This is a genomic window from Geobacter sp. OR-1 (assembly GCF_000813145.1).
GTDB lineage: Bacteria > Desulfobacterota > Desulfuromonadia > Geobacterales > DSM-12255 > Geoanaerobacter.
In genome coordinates this window covers 20,762-45,618 of record NZ_BAZF01000004.1, presented here as the reverse complement: position 1 = coordinate 45,618, position 24,857 = coordinate 20,762, and the positions used below count along the sequence as shown (strand labels likewise).

Here is a 24,857-nt window from a genome sequence, read left to right as displayed (position 1 = left end):
TTGATGGGAAAATATATTCTCCAGATATTCCTGGCCAATGCCACACTGGTTATTGTCGATGCCACACTCGGCTATTTCATGGCTCCGTTGCTGGTCAGAAAAATCTCGGTTGAGCAGCCGGGTTCGGATGTCTGGACAACAAACTCCATCCGTAAGCTGCTTTCAGCTGTCGTGGCATTGTACATGTTTTTCGACTGCCTGGCGTATTTCGGCGACAACAGTATGCTTTTGCTGATCGTCACCATTGTAGTAATCCTGGATATCATGCTACAGGTATTTGTCCGGTGGAAGCTGGGCCGGCTGACGTGAACCGATAGCTGCAAAATCCGGCCAAGACGTTCAATTGCTCAAAAATACAAGAGGCCGCACCTTTCCAGGTGCGGCCTCTTCATCTTTGTTTTGATCAGAATGCTTCAGGCTGCCTGCGGCAAGGTTTCCATATCTTCCTGCCGGAACATCTTGTCAAGATCAAGCAGCACGATCAGCTTTTCGTTTACCCGGCCGATACCCATCAGGCATTCGCTGTCATACCCTTTTATTACTTCCGGAGTTGAGGTGATATGGTCCGGAGAAATCTTCATGACTTGCGACACTTTGTCAACAATCAGTCCTACAAGAGTTTTGCCGAATGAGACCACCACAATCCGGCGCTCCTGTTCATTAAGCGCGGTGCCTCCCGAAAAGTGCATCTTCTTGCGGAAGTCAATTACCGGAATCACCTTGTTACGGAGGTTGATAATCCCCTCGACATATTCCGGCGCATTGGGCATATGGGTGATTTTCACCATCCTTATGATCTCCTGAACCTTGAGGATATCGACGCAGAACTCCTCGTCCCCAACGGTAAAACTTACCATTTGCAGTGTGGTCAGACCCAATTTTTGCTCTGCCGGATTTTGTACTGTTCCCGTGATTTCCATTTATCTTTCTCCTTTCAATTGCAAGGTGAATGTTCCTTTTGTCACAGGTATGCATAACAAATCTCATGCCATCTCGTAGATATCGCGATCACAGTGATATCAGATGGTTGAGTGTTTAAGCTGCAGGTTTGTAGCGGTTGGTGATGTCAGAAATGGGACATCTGTGCAAGAATTGACTAGGGCTGGGATATCAATTGGAGGAGGGACCGGGCTTCTGCATCAGGCCTAACCCCGGCATCATCGGGTTTAGGACGCTATGTCATGATTGTCACGCAAGTAAGACGGGATATGATGGAGGAGGGCGATCATTTCCTCGTCAATCGCCGAAGCCAAATCGGAAGCCGCGGCACGGTCATGGGAACTAAGCGCCTGTTCGAGCTTTTTGGCGATTTCACTCAGGCGTTGCGCTCCGATATTTGCTGCACATCCTTTTAATGTATGCGCCTGCAACGAGGCGAGGGTTTGGTTCCCATCCAGAAGAGCCTTATGAAGAATAGCCAATTGATGCGGCCCATCAAGCAGAAATGCATCGAGTATGATTCTCAGAATTCTTCTGTCGTTTTCAAAACGAGCCAGAACCTCTTGGTAGTCGATCGGGTTCCCTGGGTCTGATTCGTTAACATTAGCAGAGCCGACGCTTGTTACCAGGGAGTGCCTGTTTAGCACCGCAGCCAGATCTGCCCTGCGGATTGGTTTGATAATGAAGTCGTTCATGCCGGCAGTAAGGCAATTGACACTGTATTCCTTATAGGCATGGGCAGTCATTGCGATAATTGGAATGTTGGCCAGACCTGCTCCTAACTCCCCATTTCTGATAATTCTGGTAGTCTCAATTCCGTCGAGTTCAGGCATTTCAATATCCATCAGGATCAGATCATACATCGCATTCCGCAATGACGAGAGCACTTCCTTCCCATTGGGGGCAACAACCACTGTGTGTCCCATCTTCTCCAGCATGAGAGTCGCCACTTTTTGGTTGACGGCGTTGTCCTCAGCCAAAAGAATCCGCAAAGAGCCGGTCTCTTGAGCCCGTGGTGCGGCAATAGCTGTATTATGACTATGCAAATCAGTTTGTTCGTTGGTGGCTATTTGACCTTGATAGCGATCTGAGCTGACCCGACTCGGGGATACGTCCAATTCCTGCGAAGGATCCACACCCAACCGGGCAATTACGTTGAAGGTGCTTCCGCCACCTGGGTTGTTTTCAGCCCAGATACTGCCATCCATCATGGTGACGAGACTCCGGCAGATTGATAGCCCGAGTCCGGTACCGCCAAAGCGGCGGGTTGTCGAATCCTCAGCCTGGGTAAATGAATTGAAAATTGTGCTCAGTTTGTCTTTGGGGATACCGATTCCGGTATCAGATACCCTGATATGGAGCCCAATTAAACCTGCATTGTTTCCGGTTTCCTTCCGCGTTTCCTTTGCGATCCCCACTACCACTTCCCCTTGGGTGGTGAATTTGACAGCGTTACTGATCAGATTGCAGAGTACCTGCCTGAGACGTGTTGGGTCGCCAACCAAGATCTTCGGGACATCGGGTTCTATCTGGACGATCAACTCGATTCCTTTGTTATGAGCCAGGACCGTCAACGTATCGGCACTCTCAGAAACTATTGAGTGCAGATTAAAGCGGGTCTTTTCCAGTTCAATCTTGCCCGCCTCGATCTTCGAGATATCCAGAATATCGTTGATCAGAGCCAACAGTCCCTCGGATGAGTTGACAACCGTTTCCAGGTAGCCTCGGACATCGGTGGGAAGCGGGGTCTGGAGTGCCAGCTCTGTCATGCCTATGATGGCGTTCATCGGGGTCCGGATTTCGTGGCTCATATTGGCAAGGAACCGGCTTTTGCAGCTATTGGCCGACTCTGCTGCTTCCTTGGCCTGTTTGAGTTCGGCAACCATCTGGGTTATGACGTGGAGCAACTGGTGAGTTTCGTCGCTGCATCCCTTCAATGCGATATCAGAGTCGCCTTTTGCCGCATCGGCTGCATGGATCAGCGCCTGTTTGAGTGGTCGGTTGATCCTCCTGGCCGCGTATACCGAGAAGATCAGAATAGCCGCGAAAAGGATGGTTGCCCCGAACAGAATATTGTGTCTAAGTGTGCTCATTTCCTGGGCGACATCGTCGACGTAAACCCCGCTGCCTACAACCCATTGCCATGGCTCATAAAGGGAAATGTAAGATATCTTTGCAACCGGCTCGTTACTCCCGGGCCTTGGCCAGAAATATCCGTAGAAACTTCGGCCTTCGCTTCTCACCAGCCGGTTCATATCCATAAAGATCCGATTACCGGCAGAATCTTTAAAGTTGCTCAGGTCTTTATGCTCCAAAAGGGGCGCCATGGGATGCAATACCATGGTATTGTCGAGATTGTGGACCCAAACATAGTCGTTGTTGCCGTAGCGAATTGCGCGAATATTGGCTATTGCCTGCTGCTGGGCCGAGGCGTCGTCGAGTTTTCCCTCCTGGACCATTTCCGCGTAATATACGACTGTTGAGGTTGCTGTTTCGACGATATGTTGCAGCGCCTTTTTCCGTTCTGAAAGGAGCTTGCCTTCGATGAGAGGGAGCAGATAGATGAACAGCGTAAAGGTAACCACGCCTACACTCAACGCGGAAATACCGACAATCTTGAAGAAAACCCCCCAATTCCTCAGCAGCATGAATCTATCGATCACGATATGTCCCCACTTTTTCGATGAGTCGCCGATCTTTTATTCTGCGGCAGCGCGACGGCCCGAAGCTTTGCGTTCTTTTGGGGCTGGGCTCAATTATTTATTCGGATTAATGTTGATCAATCTTAAGGAAGAAGGGCGACTTTTCCGGCTATGTAAGTTTTTCTGAGAATTTGTTTTGATTATCCTGTAAATTCCAGAAGTGGATGCAAATGGATTTCTTAAGATTTGAAGTGATTGTGAAATTTATTAGAATCTATATATTCTAGTAGTGGACGCGAATGATTTGCAGGATTCAAGAGTCGATGCGAATAATTAACTCTAAACCGGACCTGGCAATTTCTAATGATCAATTAAGTACTGTAAGTTGACCTAATGCGTTAATCCACGGGATGCCTCCTTAGCGCGAGCACTTGCTATAAAAAACATGTCCAAAAAACAACAAAAGATGGACACGTTTCAAGAATAGGTCCATGCTGTGGACATATTCTTTTGAATTTCTGACGAGGAGGCGTAAGCTTCCCCTGAAATAGTCTGGCTTTAAAGCTCCAGAGATTCGAAGATAGCTCTATTCTTGATCTGTCTTTCCTTAGGAAAGCTTACGAACAAACCACCCCACTACTTTCTGGCAGCCGCATCCACCATGCCACCGTCAGTCTCAGGCAGGGCCGCGCTAACTAGCACAGGCACCCATCATTTCCATCCGCGTCATATCCATAAACAATGTATGTAAATGTCTTACCCCTAGCTAATCTAAATCAATTTAACAGTGATGTTTAAAAATATTCATCACTCCTCCGATTCCCCATCATTATTCAAATCCCACATTTCACGGTAAGCGTGAGCATAATAAGCGGCGGCCACTGGATTGATGTCATAATAATTGCGACACAACCTGCGGTAGTGCTCTAAGGCCGGAGCATATCCACAAAAATCCAGTAACCCATCAAGAATATGCTCTATGTGGGACACGTCCCGGCATTTGGAATTAAGAATTTGCTCGACAATCTGACCGTATTCCTTTGCTGCCCGCTGATTCAGCCTGAGCAGACTCTGTGCTAGATCATTTATAGATCCCGATGGCTGGCCTGAGTTGTTCATGTCTTGCTTCCACTCCACTAGTCAAGTAACTTCTTAGTAAATGTGACTTATCTTGGGCGGGTCAACCTTGGGGCGCCGATGGTGGGTCAGACTTGGAGTCTGATTCACAATATCGAAGATAGATCTATTGAGTTCCTGATGATTGCAAGAAAGTAACCCGCAATTTGATTAAATTTTGACACCTATGCCAGTTTCCACGGCCCTTGTGGAAAACTACGCATTACCTGTGGAAACAGCCCAAGAATGTAACGAATACAATAGGACTTTAACTCATTGCCCAGAGAATAGGCTGCACTTGTAACTACCCGTTATTGCGTGTCAATACTTAATCAGAACTGTATACAATTGCGTCAAAAAACTAACAGAATGCAACGACTGTAACATATTGAAAGAAGTGGATAACTAAAAAGTTAATCGAGATATTACCCAAAAGGCAGGTAATCCGATCTGACTTTATTATTTCAAGGAGGAAACCCGTAAGCTTCCCCAAAGACAGACAAGTTTTGACTACAGTGCTCATCTAGCTCTATTTCCAACCTGTCCCAATCGGGGAAGCTTTCGCAAACACCAATTGAAGGGACGACGCTTGTTTACGGAACATAACAATGCGGGTCGTAAGGGTTAACAAATTTTTCTTGTTGGCAATTGTTGAGACAAGAAGAGTAATATAAAAGAATAGTGAGACAGGCATGGAAGGGGAAAACCATGAATTATATCAAACCGGTAATAAATGCGGCTTGCAAACTGGCTCAATCGAAGCGATTAGACAGTCAATCCAAGACCTCCAAGATTACCTTGAAGCGGGCGATCGACCAGACAAGGTTTATTCTGGAGAATTCAGAAAGCAGCAGGACCGAAAAGCCCTTGAGTGGGCGACGCAAAACGATAAGCAAGTAATCCCTGAAACGGATTTTTTAGCACTTTGGCGACATAGTGGCAAAATCCGCGGTGGAGAAAACCTAGTCTACTTCATGCAGGATGCTGATGGTCTGACCTGGGCCATCAAGATGAATGAATTAACCTACCATCACGGCGACATGGCAGCATTAGCCGAACGCCTAATCAAATCTTCTGAATACTTTCCAGATACAACTCTCGAAATAATCGGCATGGTTGCAACGCCCCGTGGCGTAAAACCTCTTCTTCGACAGGAATTTGTTGTCACCAATCCGCGACAGAGTCCTTAAAGATGCATACGGCGCAGCACAGCCAAATATCAGCCCCAAACAGATTGAAGAGATTGAGGTTCCATATTTCTCTTTAAATGAGCAGCAACAAATCGTTGCCGAAATCGAAAAACAATTCTCCCGTTTGGATGAGGCTGTGGCCTCGCTCAAGCGGATATGGATATGTTGTCAGACAATAATGTAAAAAATTCCGACACTACACATATTCACAACTCGCAAGATAAACCCATTTCTTTAAAAATGTTATAATGTTAAATAAAATAATCCGTTATAATATCGTCGGAATACTTTACAATTCCGCTTCAAGGTAGACATTGACAGCAAAAAATGTGAGTAATTAAAGGCTGATAGCTCTTTGGAATGATATTTGCTATTTAAGTAAGAATTTTTTTTAAATAAAGGAGGTCGCTATGAAGCGGATATTATTGGGGGCAATATTACTTTTTTCTATGAACGTTTCTAGCGCCTTTGCCTTGCCTATGACACAAACATTTGCTCAACTGTCGGTTGAGCCATTCAACTTCGTTGAGGGCTTCATACTCAGCGGACAGCGGTTCTCGGCAGCATCGCCATCAGACGGCATCAACTACAGCGGAATCGGCAATTTCACTAACCCCAACTGGCATGGTGACATGCCGAACAATAGCTATGTTCGTGCCTGGGGGCCGAGTGAAAATTTCCTCTTCTGGGATGCAGTCCTTGATGGCAGTACCTACAACGGCCTTCCCATGAGCACGACAATTCTGTGGTTTTTCTATAACACCCCGACCCTTGCAGCACCACCACAGGGACAGCTTAATCTGCTGACGTTCCAGACCAACTACAACCCGTATGCACCAGAAGGATTGAAATGGACTATGGCCTCAAGCATTTATCAGAACAACTTCGGGCCGATTCCCAACATGTATTCAGATGAAATGGCTGGGTTGTCGTCAGATATTCTGGCGCCTTTACGTGGGGAATGGACCGTACCTGTCGATCCGTCGGCACCTGTGCCCGAACCGAGCACGGTTGTCTTGTTGGCTGCCGGGATCGGGCTGGTGGCTGTTATGCGGCGGCAGCGTCTTTTCTCTTAGAATTAATCGTTATTCCATAACTTCGGATATCATGAGAGCTGGCACTATGCCAGCTCTTTTTATTTCTGCGATTAGAGAAATTAAACGATAAATAGACTTTACTTTTACGGTATGTCAACCAAGCTGTTCTTTCTGGCAAAGCCGAAAGAACATATATCGCACACTATGATTTCAAGCACGCTTAGCCATATTACTTCGAGCGAAGCGAGCGGAGGGGTATATTTGGTATTCTGGTGTGGATAACTCGGGGGAATCTTATATTTTCAGTATAGCATACGACTTTATATTGTTAATGAGAACGAAATGTCCTAAGCTTCGTTAGTTTTTTTTATTATTTTTTCCAACACAAAAAGGAGGAAGGGACTATGAATAAATTAGCATCAGCATATCTATTTATATTTCTAATGGTATGTACCTCAAGCTCTTCGATTGCAGCAGCAAAAGGTGACACTCCTCCCATCGACGCCATTAATGCACACGTCTCCAAATATGCGTCAGGGCTACGAAGAGATATTAAGGTAGTCGGTCTTCACAAACAAAGAGAAGGAGCTTATTTGGTTATAACTAACTGGAGTGCAGGTGATTGGGGCGGGCCGTATGAGATATTAAAATTGGAATCTGGACAATGGGTTATTAAAACAGGTGATAAATTTGAATTTGTGAGCAAATAACCAAATTCCCCCTGAGAAAATCTAGCGAAAGAATGCCGGGGAAACCTACCTTTTAACGAGAAATAGGGGTAATTCTGTCCACAGGATTACCCCTATTTTTTCGAATAGTTGACCTTACCCCCTTTAGCCAGCCATTCTCATCCTCTTCTGAAATTTCTAATCGTCTTCTGAAACCACCACCCTCCTGCAAACTATTCGCAATGGCTTCTGGATATTCGCATCCACTTCTGGAATTTACAATTTACACGAAAAATAATTTGACATCACAGTGAATGAAATGTATTGTGAAAATCACTTTCAAAAAGGTGGCGATGTGAAACACGCAAAGAAAAACAAGTTTCGCTTGTTTATTGCCCAGAAAGGCCTGAAATCGACTCGCCAGCGGGATATTATTCTCGACTGTTTTCTCTCTTCAAGCAGGCATATCAGTATTGAAGAGCTGTATCTGAAGCTTCGCAGCAAAAATCCCAACATCGGTTATGCAACCGTTTACCGGACCCTGAAGCTTTTTGCCGAATCCGGGATTGCTCGCGAGATCCAGTTCGGCGACGGTCAGACCAGGTATGAACATGCCAATGAAGGGGAGCATCACGATCATCTGGTATGCACCCGCTGCGGCACGATCATTGAGTTCGAGAATCAGGATATCGAGCAGTTGCAGCAGGAGGTTGCCGGCGCACATGGTTTCCAGATCGAGAACCACAAGCTGGAGCTTTACGGGATTTGCGCCAAATGCAGGTGATGATTTGCTTTGTCTTATAAATGAAAGTGATTTTCAAAAGCAAAATGTTTGAGAGGAATTGCCCTGATGTCAATGTTGTCCGGTAACAATGAATCCGAAGAAGTCTCAGGAGTCAAATCATCGCGCAAGAGAGTTGCGCTTGTGGGGAATCCGAATGTCGGCAAGAGTGCCCTGTTCAATGCCCTTACCGGAGCCTATGTTACAGTATCAAATTACCCCGGGACTTCAGTGGAGGTTTCACGGGGCTCGGCGCAGATAAACGGCGCCAATTTCGAGATCATAGATACCCCCGGTATGTACGCCCTGCTGCCGATCACCGAAGAGGAGCGGGTGGCACGGGAGATCCTGCTTACGGAGCGACCCGATGTGGTGTTGCATGTCGTGGATGGCCGCAATCTGGAGCGGATGCTGCCTATGACCCTACAGCTTATCGATGCGGGATTGCCTGTGGTGTTGGTTGTGAACATAATGGATGAGGCCGAACGGCTTGGCCTGTCGATTGATTTTCATCTCCTTTCGCAAAAGCTCGGGGTGCGGGCAATCAGCGCCGCAACCGCAAGAAAGCGTGGTTTGGACGAGATCCGGAATGCGATATCCGCTGGCGGTGAGACCGGGCGCTCGGCAATAACATACAGTCAAACGCTGGAGCGGGATATGGAGCGGGTTGCGGGGATGCTTCACGGCGATTACCCCCTGTCGAAGCGATCACTGGCTTTGCTGATGCTGCAAAGGGACGATGAAGTCGCCGCTTTGGTGAGGCTAAAGGAGGGGGATGCCTATCCGGCCATCGAAGAGGTGGTCAGGGAGATCTCTTTTGCCCGTCGTGAAACCTTCAACCTGGATCTTTCCCTTGAGTGGAAAGGAATGGTGAAAGGGATTATTCACGGCGTGTTGCAACTGCCGGATAAGCGCAGGGTCACCAATGGTGAAAGGCTGTCTATGCTGGCCGTCAGACCCATAACCGGCATACCGCTGCTTCTGGTAGTTCTGTACTTCGGGCTTTACAAGTTTGTCGGTGATTTTGGTGCCGGCACGCTGGTTGATCTTCTGGAAGGGAAACTGTTCGAAGGGCTGTTCAACCCCTGGATCATTGGCGTGGTTAAGGGGCTGGTCCCATGGTGGCCGATACAGGAGCTTCTGGTGGGCGAATATGGCATTATCACCCTTGGGCTCCGGTATGCCGTTGGCATAATTTTGCCGATTGTAGCCACCTTCTTCCTGTTTTTCTCACTGCTTGAGGACAGTGGCTATTTCCCCCGCCTGGCCCTTCTGGTTGACCGAATCTTCAAGAAAATCGGGCTTACCGGCCGGGCAGTAATACCGATGGTGCTCGGTTTCGGGTGCGACACTATGGCAACGATGGTTACCCGGACTCTGGAAACAGTCAGGGAGCGGGTGATTGCCACCCTGCTGCTGGCATTGGCTATCCCGTGCTCGGCACAACTAGGGGTAATTTTGTCCATTCTGTCGAAAAACCCGGCAACCCTTCTGGTCTGGAGCGGCTGTCTGATCCTCATTTTTCTGCTGATCGGCTTCCTCGCGGCCAGGCTCATGCCTGGTGAAACCCCGATGTTCTATATGGAACTCCCGCCAATGAGGATGCCGCAGCTCTCTAACATCCTCACCAAGACCTATACTCGTATGCAGTGGTATTTTTTGGAGATTTTACCACTGTTCGTGCTGGCTTCGATCCTGCTCTGGCTCGGCAAAATCACGAATTTCTTTGCCAAGTTGGTTGACTGGCTCACTCCGCTCATGAACCAGCTCGGTTTGCCTAAGGAAGTTACGGTAGCGTTCATTTTCGGGTTCTTTCGCAGGGATTACGGCGCAGCCGGCCTTTACGACCTGCAGACCAAGGGTATACTTGATGCGAGGCAGCTTACCGTGGCGGCAGTAACACTGACGCTGTTCATCCCCTGCGTGGCGCAGTTCCTGATCATGAAGAAGGAACGCGGCTGGGCCGTTTCTCTGGGGATCGGGGCTTTTGTGACCTTCATGGCCTTTGGCTCCGGGTATCTCTTGAATCAGTTCCTTGTGGCAACGAGACTGTTATGATCCGCTGCGGATACTGCGGACATGAATTCGAGGAGTCGGAAGATATCCGGGGGTGCGGTAAATGCGGCAAACCGGGCGGATGCCGCATGGTGAGATGCCCTCGTTGTTACTACGAAAATCCTGAAGAACCCAAAATCATAAAAAAGATAAAAGGTATAATTACAGGAGCAAAGAAATGAAATTAACGGAAAAATCTGAAGAAATACTGGAATCAATGTGGATAGCCATCGAAGAGGAGGGGAAGGGGTTTGCGGAGCTGGAGTTACTGAAAGTAGCCGTTGATGATCCCGCAGTCAGGGAACTAACTTCCCTGGCACTTGTCGAGCTTAAAGAGGGGCGACTTTATTTTCGTCCTGAGGGGAAGGAAGAGGGGCGTACAACCATAAGGCGCCATCGACTGGCTGAACGATTGATGATGGACGTTCTCAATATTCGTGGTGAAAATGCGGAAGACAAGGCGTGCCAGTTCGAGCACCTGCTGAACGAAGGGGTAGACACCAAGATCTGCACCATGCTTAATCACCCCACGACCTGTCCTCATGGCAAGATGATACCGGCAGGCGACTGCTGCGAAGCAGCGCGTAACAGCGGCGATCTCGGCGTGGTACCTCTTACGGAGCTGAAATCGGGCGAGGAGGGTGAAATCGCCTATCTTCAGAGCGGTGACGACAAGAAGATGCAGAAGCTTATGGCTCTGGGGGTTTTGCCGGGAAACAGGATTACCCTGTTACAGACCTTCCCTTCATATATTTTCCGGGTAGGGTTCTCTGAATTTGCCATTGACACCGCCATGGCTCGGGAGATAATAGTGAGAAAATAAATTTGAGACATCTTGTGCCCCATTTAACTGAGTCACCGGCCGGGGGGATTTTCTAGAAAGAAATAACTGAATAGCGACGATGTGTTACTTTGGAGTGATCTTACCAATCACTCAATCGTATGGTATATTGGGAATCAAGCTGTTACAGAAACGGACGCCGGGAGACCTCCATGAAAGTTCTTGTTGTCGAAGACGAGTTCAAAACTGCTGATTTTATTAAAAAAGGATTGTTGGAAAATGGGTTTCGCGTCGACGTGGCCCACTATGGCACAGATGCTTTAAAGCTTGCTACTTCATCCGATTATGACATCATTATCCTTGATGTCATGCTTCCGGGGATGGATGGCAGAGAAGTCATAAAAATACTCCGGGAAAAGAACAACCTGACGCCAGTTATATTCCTCACGGCGCTTGACGGTCTGGACGACCGGTTGCAAGGGCTCAAATTGGGGGCCGACGATTATATCGTCAAGCCGTTCGCTTTTGCCGAGCTCTTGGCAAGAATCCATACCGTGATACGGCGTGGTCAACCAAGAGCCACGGAACTCAAATATTCCCTGGATGATCTGGAACTGGATCTTGCGGCCCACCGGGTGACTCGTCAAGGGACCCGGATCGACCTGACGCCGAAAGAATTCACTCTGTTGTCACTTCTCCTGAAGAATAAGGGGGAGGCCTTGTCCAGAACCAGGATAGCGGAGCGAATCTGGAATCTCGATGATTTCCACGAAACCAATGTGGTTGATGTGCATATGCGCCGTTTACGGGCAAAAATAGATGACCCCTTTGAAAAAAAGCTGATACATACCGTGAGAGGGGTCGGATATGTCTTGGAAGATCGTGGCTGATCCGGAGAACAATCCCTCTGCAGGAAAATCAAAATTTTCGATTGCCAACCAGCTAATAGCTCATTTTCTATTATCTGCGTTCATAATCCTTATTATCTGCATGTCGATGCTTTACTGGGGCTTAACTCAGAGTCTCAGGGGGCACACGATTGCATATATGAGGGACGAAATCGCCTTGATCGTTTTGTTGCTTAACACCGGAGATTTTGAGGGGCTCTCCAGGAAAATTGTCAGTTCAGGAGAAAAAGAATATGCCAAACTATATGTCCGGTTGTTGGATGGCAACAATGTACCGGTCATTGAAACCCCTTCGATGGGGCATCTGATTCCAGCTACGGCATTCCATCCCCCGGTTGCTTACGATTTGCCTAAATTACATGATTACGAGACGATAAAGGTCAAGGGGAAAACCTTTATTGTCGAGACCTTTGCGGTGAATCTGAAGAACGGGGAGACCAGGCACGTACAGTTTGCCCTTGATATCTCAAATCTTGAGCATATTCGGAGAGATTATGCCTTAAAGATCCTCGCGGCGCTTATGCTGGGAGTCTCTCTGGCCGGTCTGACCGGCAGGTACATTACTGTTCGAGGGTTGCGCCCGCTCGCTGCCATAGCCGACAAAACGAGGCAGATTACTGCGAACAAGCTCGGCGAACGTTTTTCTGCGCAGCTATGGCCGCTTGAATTATCGACACTTGCCAATTCTCTTGATCTGATGCTGGACAGGCTGCAGGAGTCGTTCGAGCGAATGCGGAGTTATGCGGCTAATCTTGCTCATGAAATTCGCACCCCGCTTGGCATTCTCAGGGGTGAGGCCGAGATTGCCCTCAGTAGGAAGCGGAGCAGCGAGGAGTATGAGAGAGTTATCGAGTCAAGCCTTGAAGAGTACCAACGGTTGACGAAAATTGTCGAAAGCCTGCTTTTCCTGGCAATGGCCGATTCCAGAGAGGTTGAGCTGAAATTCGAGGAGATCAGGGTAAAGGATGAAATCCACAATCTTCAGGATTATTATTCCGAATATGCCCAGGGCAAGGCTTTCATGGTGTTGTGTGACCCAGGATTGATAGTCTGGGCTGACGCAACCCTTCTTAGAAGAGCTATCAGTAATTTGATCTCAAATGCGATCAAATACGCTCCTAGTGGGGCTGTAATTACCTTGGAAGCTACAAATAGAGGGCAGTCTGTCGACATCTCGGTGTTGGATCAGGGGTATGGTATTGAAAAGGAGCACCTTGGTCGGCTTTTTGACCGGTTTTACCGGGTATTAGGCGGTGGAACTGCCAATATCAAGGGATCTGGGCTTGGGCTCTCGATTGTCAGATCAATTATGATATTGCATGGCGGGACTGTTTCAATAGAAAGCGAAGTCGGTCAGGGCACCAAGGTTACCCTTTCTTTTCCGGTACCCCTCCGGCAAGGGGTCGTGGCTTAGCGCCATGCCCCTAGTTTTTATTCGTCTGATAAAAAATGTGTTGGAGGATTATTTTATATGCGTATCTTGATCGTTGGTGCTGTGGTGTTTGTTCTGGTTGCTGCTTCGTATAACCGGGCTTCGGCAGCGGGGATTGCCCTGCCGAAGGGGTATGAAAAATGGGATAAGAGCAGAGAAAAGATTGTATCCGACAAGAGTTCCCTGTTTTACGGCATCCATCATCTCTATGTGGACAAAAAGGCGATGTCGGCTTACCGGAGTGGTGGGAAGTATCCGGAGGGGAGTCAGTTTGTCGTAGATTTCTACAATATTAAGGTCGAGGGTGGCAAACAGGTCAAGGGTAAGAAGAACATGGTGGTGCTGATGAAAAAGGACAAGAGTCAGAAGGCTACCGGCGGATGGCTCTTTGCCGGGTTCACGCCTGACGGCAAGTTGAATAAATCCCTTGATCCGGTCAAAAACTGTTTTGAATGCCATGCTAAAGATGCCGCAGCAGCTGATTATGTTATTTCAAAGTATTCGGATTTTCGATAGGATCATCCTCGGATATACTGTGAGTGAGTCGGCCTGACTTATTCGCAATAATTGTAATTTTCAGTAGTTTCAGCATATTGATAGTTTTCCCCTTTGCCGGGCGTCACGACAACGTGGCGCTTTTTTTATGTCGTGGGAGAACTTTTCTGAAGGATCTTTCATATCTGTCGATAAGAAAAATTGACGTTGAACAATGCTGACCCCAAGTATGAAGCATGGCACTAAACTCGGAAATATTAGGATTAGCTGGCATCTTGCTGCGATTGAATAGATTCCTGTATTATCGATAAGGGAAGGAAAAAGATATGATTGTTGATCCCTGTCTTTCGGATCGAGCCTCGGGGTTAACCAGCTCTGACTTCAGCAGGCTAAGCCAATTTATATATAAACAATGCGGTATAAAAATGCCCATTGCCAAAAAGACGATGCTGGAAGCGAGGCTTCAGAAACGACTCCGGATTCTTCAGATTACATCCTTTACCGAGTATTGCGATTACCTTTTCAGTAAAGCGGGTATGGAAGAAGAACTGATAAAGATGATTGATCTGGTTACTACCAACAAGACCGATTTTTTCCGGGAACCGGATCATTTCGATTATCTGGTACGGCAGGCGGTGCCAGAATTGGAAAGCAGGCAACAACTAGGTGTATCAAGACGTCTACTTGTATGGAGTGCCGGGTGTTCCACCGGAGAGGAGCCATACACCCTTTCGATGGTGTTGAGCGATTATGCGGAAGCTCACGCAGGATTCTCGTATAATATCCTCGCAACCGACATATCGACAAGGGTTTTGGACAAGGCCCGGACTGCTGTTTATGAAGAGGAAAGAATTGAACCTGTACCACTTTCCATGAAGAAGAAGTATCTGCTTAGAAGCAAGGACCGTGAAAATCCCATGGTTCGTATCACTCCCGAGTTGAGGGAAAAAGTGCATTTCAAAAGACTTAATTTCATGGATAATGATTTTGGCATAAGGGAACACGTTCAGATTATTTTTTGTCGCAATGTGATCATCTATTTTGACCGTAATACCCAAGAGTGCCTGATTAATAAGTTTTGCCGGGTGCTGGCCCCTGGCGGGTATCTCTTCATGGGGCATTCCGAGACACTGAACGGGCTCAACGTGCCTTTGACGCCCGTGTTTCCGACTGTTTACCGCAAGTTGTGAGGTCAATTAATGCGGCTCCTTGTTTATGGTTTTGGTGAAAACCTGCCAACTCTGTTAGAAAAATATTTTGGCGGTTCCGTCGAATTCTATCTGAGTCCTGACGGTTTGACGGAAGCGCTGGCTGCGTTGGAACGCTTCAGCTTTGATGGTATAGTTATCGATAACGATAATCCGGATATCGATGGGATAGATTTGGTCGCTCTGGTGCGGAATGTCAGGTTTGCCGGTACTGGTAGTAATGTCCCGGTAATTGTAGCCACCTCGGATCAGGATGAATCTGCTCTGCACGAATATCGCCAGTCCGGGGTGGACAAATTTGTTACTGCGCCTTTTGATGAAACGGCAATGACGGATATTCTAAATTATTTTCGATCCGGAAATGGGGCAGAGGCAGCTACTGTCAACAACCACCATGTTGACCCGGAAGCAGTGAAGGCAAGATTGGAATGTGATGACGACTTCCTGGTCGATCTGTGGGAAACGTTCCTGGAAGAGGCACCGCTTCTTCGTGAAGGTCTTGCCATGGCAATTGCCGTAGCGGATCAGTCCGGTGCGGAGCGCCGAGCCCATTCAATCAAAGGTATTGCCGGTAACGTCGGGGCTGATGGTCTTCGAGCTATTTCGTTCGAGATTGAAAAGTCTGCCAGAGAGGGGGATATGAAACGGGTTGCCGAGTTATTCCCGGAGTTGGAACTGTCACTGGATTATGTGATTGAAGAGATCATGGCATTGATTGCGTCCCGATGATCTTGAATTTGAACTGAAAGCATCTGCCGGAGGTGGCTGTTGATGAAGAAATTGATCAAGGTCCTGGTTGTTGATGATTCTGCGGTTGTCCGTCAGACCCTTACCGATATTTTGAACTCTGATCCGCAGATTCAGGTAATGGCAACCGCGTCCGACCCGTTTGTTGCCGCTGATCGCATTAAGGATGCTGTCCCTGATGTAATAACTCTCGACGTTGAGATGCCAAGGATGGACGGCATTACCTTTTTGCAAAAAATAATGAGTCAGCATCCGATACCGGTGGTGATGTGCTCAAGCCTCACGGAACAGGGTTCTGAGACCGCTCTCAAGGCCTTGGAGTATGGAGCGGTGGAGATCATAACCAAACCGCGGCTGGGAACCAAACAGTTTCTCGAAGAGTCGAGAATCAGAATCTGCGATGCCGTAAAGGCTGCTGCCGAGGCACGGCTTGGGAGAATCTCCACCAGGGCTCACGAGATTCAACCAAAACTTACTGCAGATGTTATCATCGAAAAGCCTACTTCCAGGGCCATGATCAAAACAACTGAAAAGGTTGTGGTAGTTGGGGCATCAACAGGTGGGACAGAGGCGCTCAAGGTTTTTCTGGAAGCCCTTCCTGCTGACGCTCCGGGAATAGTGATCGTTCAGCACATGCCGGAAGGGTTTACCCGTGCCTTTTCTCAGCGCCTGAACGGGATTTGCCGCATTACCGTTAAAGAAGCCGAAGACAATGATACCGTAGTCCGCGGTTGTGCCCTGATCGCTCCCGGTAACCGGCATATGTTGCTGAAAAGCAGTGGGGCACGGTATTATGTCGAGATCAAGGATGGCCCTCTGGTGTCGAGGCACAGGCCATCGGTAGATGTCCTGTTCCGCTCTGCGGCGCGCTATGCCGGGAAGAATGCCGTTGGCGTAATTATGACCGGCATGGGGGATGATGGTGCCAAGGGGATGCTGGAGATGAAGGAGGCTGGAGCCGTAAATATTGCCCAGGATGAAGCAACCTCTGTAGTGTTCGGCATGCCGAACGAGGCGATAAAGCTGGGGGGGGTCGATCATGTCAAACCCCTTGAGATGATTGCTCGCGAAGTGCTGAAACTTACAACGTGATTTCAGTTTGATACTAAATTCAGGGCTGGCGCATGGCAGAGGAAAAATTCTTTCTTGGGCGGCAACCGATATTGAATCGGGACCAACAGATCGTGGCCTTCGAACTGTTGTTCCGTTCAGCCGATAAACAATATGCGGATTTTACCGACCAGACTCAGGCAAGTGCCAGTGTCATCCTCAATGCCATGACCGATTTCGGGATTGACAATGTAGTGGGACGCCATCAGGCGTTTTTCAACGTCAATACCAACGTTTTGATGAGCGATACCCTGGAACTTCTGCCGAAAGACCATGTTGTTATCGAACTTCTCGAAAATATCGAAATTACCGATCAGGTCATAGAGCGGTGCGGGGAACTCAAAGAAAAGGGGTTTATCCTGGCAGCTGACGACCATACCTATTCTCCCGCATACGAGCCGCTCTACAAGATGATTGACGTGATCAAATTCGATATCCTGCTAACTCCTGTTGAGAGTTTGCCGGAGATTATCAAGCAGCTGGACCGCTGGCGGTTCAGGTTCCTTGCCGAAAAGGTGGAGACACGCGAGCAATATGACGCTTGTCATGCCCTGGGTTTCGAGCTCTTCCAGGGGTATTACTTTTCCCGGCCGATTGTACTGAAACAGAAAAGGATCGATACGGCCAGGGCGACCCTTTTGAAACTGCTCAACCAGCTTCAATTGGACTCAGATCTTGCCGAGATCGAGAACTCTTTCCGCCAGAATCCAAATCTCATATATGGTTTACTCAGGCTGGTCAATTCGGTTGCCTTTGGGCTTAGGGAAAAAGTCAGATCACTGAAGCATGCGATCATGGTGCTTGGCCGCCAGCAACTCCGGCGCTGGGTTGTGCTGGCGCTCTATGCCGGCCAGGGAGCAGGGGCCGGAACTACTGCCAGCCCTCTCCTGGAGCTGGCTTCGGTTCGCGGCCGATTGATGGAACTGCTCGCCATGCAGGTGCCAAATGTTTCCATCCAGGACAAGGAGTGGGGGGAGCGGGCATTCATGACCGGTGTCCTCTCTCTGGTTGATGTCCTGCTTTCTACAACTGTGGATGATGTTGTGGCTTCGTTGAATCTGACCGACGATATCCGGAGTGCTCTCCTCTACAGGGAAGGGCGGCTCGGGACACTGCTGCAGATAGCGGAAGAGATGGAAAAGGCCGACTTCAATGCGGCCGAGGAGCTGCTTGCTCAGGTCCAACTTACTGCGGATCAGCTTGCCTCTGCCCAGTTGGAAACAATTGCCTGGTCAAAGGGGCTCGCCGAATACTCTTAGCGGTTTTCCCTCCTTGACACTATTCCACCATTTAGTGTAGCTTAGTTTGTCCCACCCCAGGAAGGGACGGTTCCACGGAAGCATAGATATCGCTTTTGTGCAGCTATTCCACCGCAAGGCGTAGATACCCATGAAGATCACAGCGGTTATTCCCGCCAGATATGCTTCCACCAGGTTCGAAGGCAAGGCGCTTGCCGACATATGTGGCAAACCGATGGTTCAGCATGTATATGAGCAGACTGCCAAAGCGTCTCATGTTTCGGAAGTACTGGTCGCCACCGATGATGAGAGGATTGCCGCAGCGGTAAGGGCTTTCGGAGGGCGTGCCGAGATGACCTCCCGGGACCATGAAACCGGTACCGACCGTCTGGCTGAGGTTGCGGCCCGTCTGGAAAGCGACATAATCGTCAACGTCCAGGGGGATGAGCCTCTTATCGACCCTGATATGATTGACGCGGCTATCGCCCCGCTTATTGAGGACGCCTCGATTGTCATGGGTACACTTAAGACCCGGATCTGCAACCTGCACGATTTCCTCTCTCCCAACGTCGTGAAAGTTGTTACCGATGCCACAGGATTTGCCCTGTATTTTTCCCGGTCTCCCTTGCCGAACTTTCGTGACAAATGGAACGATCTCAAGGACGAAGCCTTTGTTTCGGGAAAGCTCTTATGCTACAAACATGTCGGTCTTTATGTGTACCGGCGTGATTTTCTGCTAAGGTTCGCGCAGCTCGCCCCAACCTTTCTGGAAAAAGCTGAGATGCTAGAACAGCTGCGAGCCTTGGAAAACGGATATCGGATTAAGGTGGTTGAAACTTCCCATGAGTCAATAGGGGTAGATACTCCGGCTGACCTGGAAAAGGTTCTGGCGCGCTTGAAAAAGTAATGAAATGTGAAAGGTGAGAGAGTTTCTCCGGAGTTGATATGAAAACCAAATTTATTTTTGTAACTGGAGGGGTTGTCTCCTCAATCGGTAAAGGTCTGGCGGCCGCTTCTTTGGGGGCGCTTCTGGAATCTCGCGGATTACGTGTAACCCTGCAGAAGCTCGATCCCTACATAAACGTCGATCCCGGTACAATGTCCCCTTTTCAGCACGGCGAAGTATTTGTTACTGATGACGGCGCTGAAACAGATCTGGACCTCGGCCACTATGAGCGTTATACCACGGCCAAACTGTCCAAGAAGAGCAATTTCACTACCGGTCAGGTCTACTATTCGGTGATCGAGAAGGAGCGGCGCGGAGATTATCTCGGCGGGACCGTCCAGGTAATTCCGCACATTACCGACGAGATCAAGCACAAGATCCTGGAAAATGCCAAAGGGAACGATGTGGCGATTGTGGAGGTCGGCGGCACGGTCGGCGATATCGAATCGCTCCCTTTTCTTGAGGCGATCCGCCAGTTTCGCCACGACAGGGGGGCTGGCAATGCCCTGTATCTCCATGTAACCCTCGTTCCCTACATCAAGACTGCCGGCGAACTGAAATCTAAGCCGACTCAGCATTCAGTCAAGGAACTCCAGGAGATCGGTATTCAGCCGGATATTCTTATCTGTCGCTGCGAACAGGACCTGCCCAAGGAACTCAAGGCAAAGATCGCTCTGTTCTGCAATGTGGACGAGAAGGCTGTAATTACCTCCGCCGATGCCGACTCGATATACGCCGTCCCTCTTAACCTGCATCGGGAGGGTATGGATGAACAGGTTGTGGAGAAATTGAATATCTGGACCAAATCGCCTGACCTCGCCCCATGGCAGGAGATGGTGGAAAGGTTGAGGAAACCGGCCCATGGCGAGGTTAAAATTGCCATAGTCGGCAAGTACGTGAATCTGGCCGATTCGTACAAATCGCTCAATGAGGCGCTGGTACATGGCGGGATTGCCAATGACTGCAGGGTAAAGCTCTCATTCGTGGATTCGGAAAAGATCGAGAAGGACGGCGTCGATGGGCTGTTGGACAATGTGGATGGGATACTCGTTCCCGGAGGGTTTGGCGAACGGGGAACCGAGGGGAAGATCAGGGCTATCGAACATGCTCGCATGCACAAGATCCCCTTCTTCGGGATCTGTCTCGGGATGCAGATGGCGGTTGTGGAGTTCGCCCGGAACGTTTGCGGACTCCCGGATGCCTTTTCCAGTGAGTTCAAGCCTGATTGCCAAAACCCGGTCATCCATCTGATGGAGGAGCAGAAGGGTGTGTCCAAAAAGGGAGGCACCATGCGGCTTGGCGCCTATCCGTGCAGCCTGGTCAAGGGGACATTTGCCCAGAAGTCCTATGGATCGACCGATATTTACGAACGTCATCGCCACCGTTACGAGTTCAACAACAGTTATCGGGAAATGCTCAAAGCCAACGGCCTGGTGCTCTCAGGCATTTATCCGGAAGTTGATCTGGTAGAGGTTGTAGAGATTGCGGATCACCCATGGTTTCTCGGTTGCCAGTTCCATCCCGAGTTCAAATCAAAGCCGTTAAATCCGCATCCTCTCTTCAGGGCATTTATTGCCGCAGCCCTCAACAATAGAAAGGGGTGAATAAGGCGGACGGTAACGGAACGACCGGTTCAGTTATTGTCATGCGCTGTTCACTGTTGCAGGTATATCAGTGGTTAGTGAAATTTCCATAAGAGATGTTAAAATTGGCGGCAACCGGCCTCTGGTACTGATTGCCGGTCCGTGTGTCATCGAAAACGAACTGGCAACGCTTCGCGCAGCAGAGCGGCTGATGACGATCTGCAATGCTGTGGGTATGCCACTTGTATTCAAGGCATCTTACGACAAGGCAAACCGGACGGCAGTGACATCTTTTCGCGGTGTCGGGGTTAAGGAAGGGCTGAGGATATTGGGGAAAGTGAGGGAGTCGCTGGAAATCCCTGTTCTTTCCGATGTCCATTCCATTGAACAGGTGCAACCGGCGGCCGAGGTTCTTGATGTTATGCAGATCCCGGCGTTTCTCTGCCGCCAGACCGACCTTGTAGTGGCCGTGGCAAAGACCGGCAAGGTTGTCAATGTCAAGAAGGGGCAGTTCCTGGCACCCTGGGATATGGAAAATGCCGTGGGCAAGGCGGTGTCGACGGGCAATGAGCGCATCATTCTGACCGAACGTGGGGCCTCTTTCGGTTATAACAACCTGGTCGTGGACATGCGCAGCTTCCCGATCATGCGTCGTACCGGTTTCCCTGTGGTCTTCGATGCGACGCACAGTGTTCAGCTCCCTGGCGGCCTTGGCGGCGCTTCGGGCGGGCAGAGAGAATTCGTTGAATATCTGGCGCGGGCCGCAGTCGCTACCTGTATCGATGGCGTCTTCATGGAAGTACACGAAAATCCCGACAAGGCGTTATGCGACGGTCCGAATTCGATCAAGCTCGATGACCTTGCCGACCTCCTCAAGCAACTCAAATCAATTGATGCGATCGTGAAAAGAATATGATTCTGGAAGATGCCAGACGGGTGATAAGGGTTGAGGCCGAGGCCCTTCTGACTTTGGCTGAACGTATTGACGGCGAATTCGAGCGGGCGGTTGACCTGATCCTTGCCTCAAAAGGTCGGGTTGTGGTTACCGGTATGGGGAAATCCGGCCTTATTGGCCTTAAGATCGCTTCCACCATGGCATCCACCGGCACTCCGGCATTTTTCCTCCATCCTGCCGAGGGGATTCACGGTGATCTCGGCATGATAATGAAGGGAGACGTGGTTATCGCCGTGTCGAATAGCGGTGAGACCGAAGAGCTTATACGGATACTGCCGGTAATAAAACGTCTGGGCGCGACACTCGTCTCCATGACCGGCAACATGGCTTCTACCCTGGCCGGGGCCGGAGATGTCGTTCTCGATATATCCGTTAAGGAGGAAGCCTGTCCACTTGGACTTGCACCAACCGCCTCAACGACTGCAACCCTTGCCATGGGTGACGCGCTGGCAGTGGCGTTGCTGCAGAAGCGCGGGTTCAGTGCGGAAGATTTTGCTCTTTTCCATCCCGGTGGCGCACTCGGGAAAAAACTCCTGCTGACGGTCAACGATCTGATGCATGCCGGTGATGCCACGCCGCTGGTGTCTGAAACTACCTTGATGCGCGAGGCCCTCTTTGAAATAACCTCAAAAAAACTTGGGATTACCGGTGTGGTTGATGCTACGGGCGGTTTGGTCGGTGTTATCACCGACGGTGACCTTCGCCGGGCGCTGGAGCAGGGGATCGACATCATGAATCAGTCTGCCGGTGCGTTGATGTCGAAAAATCCCAAGCGGATCAAGAGTTCCGAGCTTGCTGCAAGGGCTTTGCAGCAGATGGAGCAGTACGCCATAACATCATTGTTTGTATTCGAGGACGATACGAAACTGACTCCGGTCGGGGTTGTTCATCTTCATGATCTGCTGAAGGCCGGGATAGCTTGAAATTTTGGATGGTGAATCGTGACGCATGAGTGCTTGAAAAATATCCGATTGCTGCTTCTCGATGTTGACGGGGTAATGACCGACGGTCGAATTGTCTACGACGCCAATGGGGTTGAAACCAAGTTCTTTAACGTCAAGGATGGGCATGGCATAAAGATGCTCCAGCGTGTCGGCGTAGAAGTGGGGATAATCTCGGGGAGGGAGTCGCAGGTGGTAACCAACCGTGCCGCAGAGCTCGGGATATCGCTTGTTTACCAGAAGGCTCTCGACAAACTCACCCCTTATCTGGAAATTCTGACGAAAAGAGGGCTTAAGGACGAGGAAGTCGCTTTCATGGGAGATGATATAATCGATATCCCGGTAATGCGGCGGGTCGGTTTTGCTGCTGCACCTCTTGATGCTATAGACTATGTTTCAGAGCATGCCGATTATGTCGCAAAGAATCGAGGTGGCTGGGGCGCGGTCCGTGAGGTCTGCGACCTTATTATCAAAGGCAAAGGGGTGTGGGATGAGGTCACCGCAAGGTATTATCAAGGGTGATTTGGGCAATAATCGACGATGGCTCGTCCAATTTCGATGCTGTCAAGAGGCTTGTTCAGAAAAGCCTTTGCCCCGAGTTCAATACAGCGGTTGACCTCTTTTTCCTGTTTTGACGAACTTATTACGATCACCGGAATTTCATGAGTCTTTAGGTTTGCGTGCGCAGCTTCCAGGAATTCGATTCCGTTAATAAGGGGCATCCTCATGTCTAAGAGGATGACATCCGGTTTTTTGATCGGAATGGCAGTTGAGTAGTTGTGCGTCTCTTCTCCAAACAGGTATTCCAGGGCTTCCCCCCCCTGGTGGACCACATCGATGGCTGAGTATCCCAGTTTGCATAGAATCCGCGTGGTCAGAAATTCATCGTCAGGGTTGTCTTCTACCAGAAGAATCTTTACACTTTTCATTATTGCCTCGTTCTCAGTGTATGTAACCCGGAAAAACCTGCTCTAATGAATTTTATTCTACTGAAGAAAAAATTCAAGATCCGGCCCTGGTTTATCCTCGTAATAATTCATTAATCCGCCAAGGGCCAAGGATCGGGTTTGCACGATGCCAGCCCATCTGCAAGGGTCGGGAACTGTAATTTAATACCGAGCTTTTTTAACATCAGCGAGTTGTCGATCCTGCGCATTTCCGAAAAATATGAGAACAGCAGCGGAGGCATGCTTTCGGCTGCCTGCTCGCGGTTTATCTGGCGGGGGCGTTTCATCCCAAGGAGATCTGCAACGGCATTGAAATATTGGGTCAAGGTGCCGTGTTCCCCGTCGCTGACGTTAAATATGTCACCGTCTTCACCTCTTTCCGCTGCGGCAATGCAGACCATTGCCAGGTCTTCGGCATGAATCCTGTTAGTAACCGGTGCTTCTTGCTCAGACAGCAGCGGCACTCCGCTCATCAGGTGCTGCAGGGGGAGCCTTCCCGGTCCGTATATGCCGGTTACGCGGAGAATCACGACTGGAACGTCTCGATTGCTCCCCCACTCGGCAATTGTCTTTTCTGCATCCAGCCGGCGTTTAGCCCTGGTGGTTTGGGGATTTGGCGGTTGTTCTTCCGTAACTACGATGTCGCCACAATCGCCATATACACCGCTAGTGCTTAAGTATATGATTTTTTTAGGCCTTATGCCCGGGGGGATGGCGTTGCAGAAGTTTCTGACTCGCGAATCAACTACACCCCCGCCGGGTGGTGGCGCAAAATAAAAGATCGTTGTGCCCGCAATAGGCAAGGAGTGCAGCGTGGACGGGTCATCCAGATTGGCCGTGATAGTGGAGTTGATAATATGTTTCATCCCGTCCAGTTTCTCTGCGGAACGGAGCAGGGCGGTTATCTGCCACCCGTTTGCATGGGCACATATCGCAACTCTTCTGCCGATATCTCCGCAACCGACGATGAAGGCCGTTTCGTGTTTGTTCATATAACCTCCTGTTAGTTGGATCGGGATATTGTAGCCAATACCGTTCGCCATGAATAGAGAAAACCGTTTGGTTCATTCAACTCTTATCGGGGGGTAACAGACATAAGCATGGCTAATTACACGGTTAGGAAGTCTCTTGTTCAATC

Annotated in this window: 24 protein-coding genes; 19 read left to right on the top strand and 5 right to left on the bottom strand. The window is 49.4% G+C overall.

The genetic code is table 11. The annotated features are described in order from the left end of the window. Positions 1–3 precede the first annotated feature (3 nt). Positions 4–309, top strand: a complete 306-nt coding sequence (locus tag OR1_RS05330; protein WP_041970512.1) for a hypothetical protein — start codon at positions 4–6, stop codon at positions 307–309. 104 nt (positions 310–413) lie between these two features. Here the strand turns inward: OR1_RS05330 and OR1_RS05325 are convergent, their stop codons facing one another. The 3 genes from OR1_RS05325 to OR1_RS05315 form a co-directional block, all read right to left on the bottom strand. Next, complete coding sequence (locus OR1_RS05325; RefSeq protein ID WP_041970511.1) at positions 414–920, bottom strand: chemotaxis protein CheW; 507 nt, start codon at positions 918–920, stop codon at positions 414–416. Between the two features lie 246 nt (positions 921–1,166). Beyond that, on the bottom strand, positions 1,167–3,602 hold the full coding sequence (locus OR1_RS05320; RefSeq protein WP_052440271.1) for a cache domain-containing protein: 2,436 nt from the start codon (positions 3,600–3,602) through the stop codon (positions 1,167–1,169). 786 nt (positions 3,603–4,388) lie between these two features. Then, positions 4,389–4,700, bottom strand: a complete 312-nt coding sequence (locus OR1_RS05315) for a hypothetical protein (RefSeq protein WP_041970509.1) — start codon at positions 4,698–4,700, stop codon at positions 4,389–4,391. Between the two features lie 689 nt (positions 4,701–5,389). Between OR1_RS05315 and OR1_RS05310 the strand changes: the two genes are divergently transcribed. From OR1_RS05310 to OR1_RS05220, 18 genes are all read left to right on the top strand, one after another. Then, positions 5,390–5,887: a hypothetical protein gene (locus OR1_RS05310; RefSeq protein WP_041970508.1), complete on the top strand. Its 498-nt coding sequence runs from the start codon at positions 5,390–5,392 to the stop codon at positions 5,885–5,887. 410 nt (positions 5,888–6,297) lie between these two features. Beyond that, the gene (locus OR1_RS05305; RefSeq protein WP_041970506.1) at positions 6,298–6,963 is read left to right on the top strand and encodes a PEP-CTERM sorting domain-containing protein; all 666 of its coding nucleotides are present in this window, start codon (positions 6,298–6,300) and stop codon (positions 6,961–6,963) included. Positions 6,964–7,328: 365 nt separating this feature from the next. After that, entirely contained in the window at positions 7,329–7,634 is a 306-nt protein-coding gene (locus OR1_RS05300; RefSeq protein ID WP_041970505.1) for a hypothetical protein, read from the top strand. Between the two features lie 313 nt (positions 7,635–7,947). After that, positions 7,948–8,376, top strand: a complete 429-nt coding sequence (locus OR1_RS05295; protein ID WP_041970504.1) for a Fur family transcriptional regulator — start codon at positions 7,948–7,950, stop codon at positions 8,374–8,376. Between the two features lie 72 nt (positions 8,377–8,448). Next, positions 8,449–10,431, top strand: a complete 1,983-nt coding sequence (gene feoB / locus OR1_RS05290; RefSeq protein ID WP_082002834.1) for a ferrous iron transport protein B — start codon at positions 8,449–8,451, stop codon at positions 10,429–10,431. 175 nt (positions 10,432–10,606) lie between these two features. After that, entirely contained in the window at positions 10,607–11,251 is a 645-nt protein-coding gene (locus OR1_RS05280; protein WP_041970501.1) for a metal-dependent transcriptional regulator, read from the top strand. 170 nt (positions 11,252–11,421) lie between these two features. After that, positions 11,422–12,099, top strand: coding sequence for a heavy metal response regulator transcription factor (locus OR1_RS05275; RefSeq protein ID WP_041970500.1), 678 nt, complete (start codon positions 11,422–11,424; stop codon positions 12,097–12,099). Continuing rightward, on the top strand, positions 12,077–13,531 hold the full coding sequence (locus OR1_RS05270; RefSeq protein ID WP_041970499.1) for a heavy metal sensor histidine kinase: 1,455 nt from the start codon (positions 12,077–12,079) through the stop codon (positions 13,529–13,531). The genes OR1_RS05275 and OR1_RS05270 overlap by 23 nt, the downstream gene beginning before the upstream one ends. A gap of 57 nt (positions 13,532–13,588) precedes the next feature. Continuing rightward, on the top strand, positions 13,589–14,065 hold the full coding sequence (locus OR1_RS05265; protein WP_041970497.1) for a cytochrome P460 family protein: 477 nt from the start codon (positions 13,589–13,591) through the stop codon (positions 14,063–14,065). A gap of 305 nt (positions 14,066–14,370) precedes the next feature. Next, positions 14,371–15,234 (top strand): protein-glutamate O-methyltransferase CheR, encoded by an 864-nt coding sequence (locus OR1_RS05260; RefSeq protein WP_041970496.1) that lies wholly within the window; start codon positions 14,371–14,373, stop codon positions 15,232–15,234. A 9-nt stretch (positions 15,235–15,243) separates the two neighbouring features. Then, the gene (locus OR1_RS05255) at positions 15,244–15,981 is read left to right on the top strand and encodes a response regulator (protein ID WP_041970494.1); all 738 of its coding nucleotides are present in this window, start codon (positions 15,244–15,246) and stop codon (positions 15,979–15,981) included. A gap of 42 nt (positions 15,982–16,023) precedes the next feature. Continuing rightward, a complete protein-coding gene (locus tag OR1_RS05250; RefSeq protein ID WP_041970493.1) occupies positions 16,024–17,091 on the top strand; it encodes a chemotaxis response regulator protein-glutamate methylesterase in 1,068 nt (355 codons plus the stop codon). Positions 17,092–17,123: 32 nt separating this feature from the next. Further along, positions 17,124–18,368 carry an EAL and HDOD domain-containing protein gene (locus OR1_RS05245; RefSeq protein WP_041970491.1) on the top strand — a complete coding sequence of 415 codons (1,245 nt, stop codon included), beginning with the start codon at positions 17,124–17,126 and terminating at the stop codon, positions 18,366–18,368. Between the two features lie 130 nt (positions 18,369–18,498). Continuing rightward, positions 18,499–19,254, top strand: a complete 756-nt coding sequence (kdsB, locus tag OR1_RS05240; protein WP_041970489.1) for a 3-deoxy-manno-octulosonate cytidylyltransferase — start codon at positions 18,499–18,501, stop codon at positions 19,252–19,254. A gap of 38 nt (positions 19,255–19,292) precedes the next feature. Beyond that, entirely contained in the window at positions 19,293–20,897 is a 1,605-nt protein-coding gene (locus tag OR1_RS05235) for a CTP synthase (protein ID WP_041970488.1), read from the top strand. 70 nt (positions 20,898–20,967) lie between these two features. Further along, positions 20,968–21,792: a 3-deoxy-8-phosphooctulonate synthase gene (gene kdsA, locus OR1_RS05230; RefSeq protein WP_041970486.1), complete on the top strand. Its 825-nt coding sequence runs from the start codon at positions 20,968–20,970 to the stop codon at positions 21,790–21,792. Then, positions 21,789–22,754, top strand: coding sequence for an SIS domain-containing protein (locus OR1_RS05225; protein ID WP_041970485.1), 966 nt, complete (start codon positions 21,789–21,791; stop codon positions 22,752–22,754). The genes kdsA and OR1_RS05225 overlap by 4 nt, the downstream gene beginning before the upstream one ends. Positions 22,755–22,772: 18 nt before the next feature. Further along, the gene (locus tag OR1_RS05220) at positions 22,773–23,294 is read left to right on the top strand and encodes an HAD family hydrolase (protein WP_272946189.1); all 522 of its coding nucleotides are present in this window, start codon (positions 22,773–22,775) and stop codon (positions 23,292–23,294) included. Here the strand turns inward: OR1_RS05220 and OR1_RS05215 are convergent. Together OR1_RS05215 and OR1_RS05210 are read right to left on the bottom strand one after the other, a co-directional pair. After that, complete coding sequence (locus OR1_RS05215) at positions 23,285–23,701, bottom strand: response regulator (RefSeq protein WP_041970484.1); 417 nt, start codon at positions 23,699–23,701, stop codon at positions 23,285–23,287. The genes OR1_RS05220 and OR1_RS05215 overlap by 10 nt on opposite strands. Positions 23,702–23,811: 110 nt before the next feature. Next, positions 23,812–24,711 (bottom strand): SDR family oxidoreductase, encoded by a 900-nt coding sequence (locus OR1_RS05210; protein WP_041970482.1) that lies wholly within the window; start codon positions 24,709–24,711, stop codon positions 23,812–23,814. Positions 24,712–24,857 lie beyond the last annotated feature (146 nt).

Coding starts and splice junctions, on each gene's coding strand:
- OR1_RS05300 (WP_041970505.1), top strand. CDS start 7,329: ATGAATAAATTAGCATCAGCATATCTATTTATATTTCTAATGGTATGT.
- OR1_RS05210 (WP_041970482.1), bottom strand. CDS start 24,711: ATGAACAAACACGAAACGGCCTTCATCGTCGGTTGCGGAGATATCGGC.
- feoB (WP_082002834.1), top strand. CDS start 8,449: ATGTTGTCCGGTAACAATGAATCCGAAGAAGTCTCAGGAGTCAAATCA.
- OR1_RS05275 (WP_041970500.1), top strand. CDS start 11,422: ATGAAAGTTCTTGTTGTCGAAGACGAGTTCAAAACTGCTGATTTTATT.
- OR1_RS05310 (WP_041970508.1), top strand. CDS start 5,390: ATGGAAGGGGAAAACCATGAATTATATCAAACCGGTAATAAATGCGGC.
- OR1_RS05250 (WP_041970493.1), top strand. CDS start 16,024: ATGAAGAAATTGATCAAGGTCCTGGTTGTTGATGATTCTGCGGTTGTC.
- OR1_RS05215 (WP_041970484.1), bottom strand. CDS start 23,701: ATGAAAAGTGTAAAGATTCTTCTGGTAGAAGACAACCCTGACGATGAA.
- OR1_RS05245 (WP_041970491.1), top strand. CDS start 17,124: ATGGCAGAGGAAAAATTCTTTCTTGGGCGGCAACCGATATTGAATCGG.
- OR1_RS05270 (WP_041970499.1), top strand. CDS start 12,077: ATGTCTTGGAAGATCGTGGCTGATCCGGAGAACAATCCCTCTGCAGGA.
- OR1_RS05235 (WP_041970488.1), top strand. CDS start 19,293: ATGAAAACCAAATTTATTTTTGTAACTGGAGGGGTTGTCTCCTCAATC.
- OR1_RS05255 (WP_041970494.1), top strand. CDS start 15,244: ATGCGGCTCCTTGTTTATGGTTTTGGTGAAAACCTGCCAACTCTGTTA.
- kdsB (WP_041970489.1), top strand. CDS start 18,499: ATGAAGATCACAGCGGTTATTCCCGCCAGATATGCTTCCACCAGGTTC.
- OR1_RS05265 (WP_041970497.1), top strand. CDS start 13,589: ATGCGTATCTTGATCGTTGGTGCTGTGGTGTTTGTTCTGGTTGCTGCT.
- OR1_RS05325 (WP_041970511.1), bottom strand. CDS start 920: ATGGAAATCACGGGAACAGTACAAAATCCGGCAGAGCAAAAATTGGGT.
- OR1_RS05315 (WP_041970509.1), bottom strand. CDS start 4,700: ATGAACAACTCAGGCCAGCCATCGGGATCTATAAATGATCTAGCACAG.
- OR1_RS05225 (WP_041970485.1), top strand. CDS start 21,789: ATGATTCTGGAAGATGCCAGACGGGTGATAAGGGTTGAGGCCGAGGCC.
- OR1_RS05305 (WP_041970506.1), top strand. CDS start 6,298: ATGAAGCGGATATTATTGGGGGCAATATTACTTTTTTCTATGAACGTT.
- OR1_RS05330 (WP_041970512.1), top strand. CDS start 4: ATGGGAAAATATATTCTCCAGATATTCCTGGCCAATGCCACACTGGTT.
- OR1_RS05260 (WP_041970496.1), top strand. CDS start 14,371: ATGATTGTTGATCCCTGTCTTTCGGATCGAGCCTCGGGGTTAACCAGC.
- OR1_RS05280 (WP_041970501.1), top strand. CDS start 10,607: ATGAAATTAACGGAAAAATCTGAAGAAATACTGGAATCAATGTGGATA.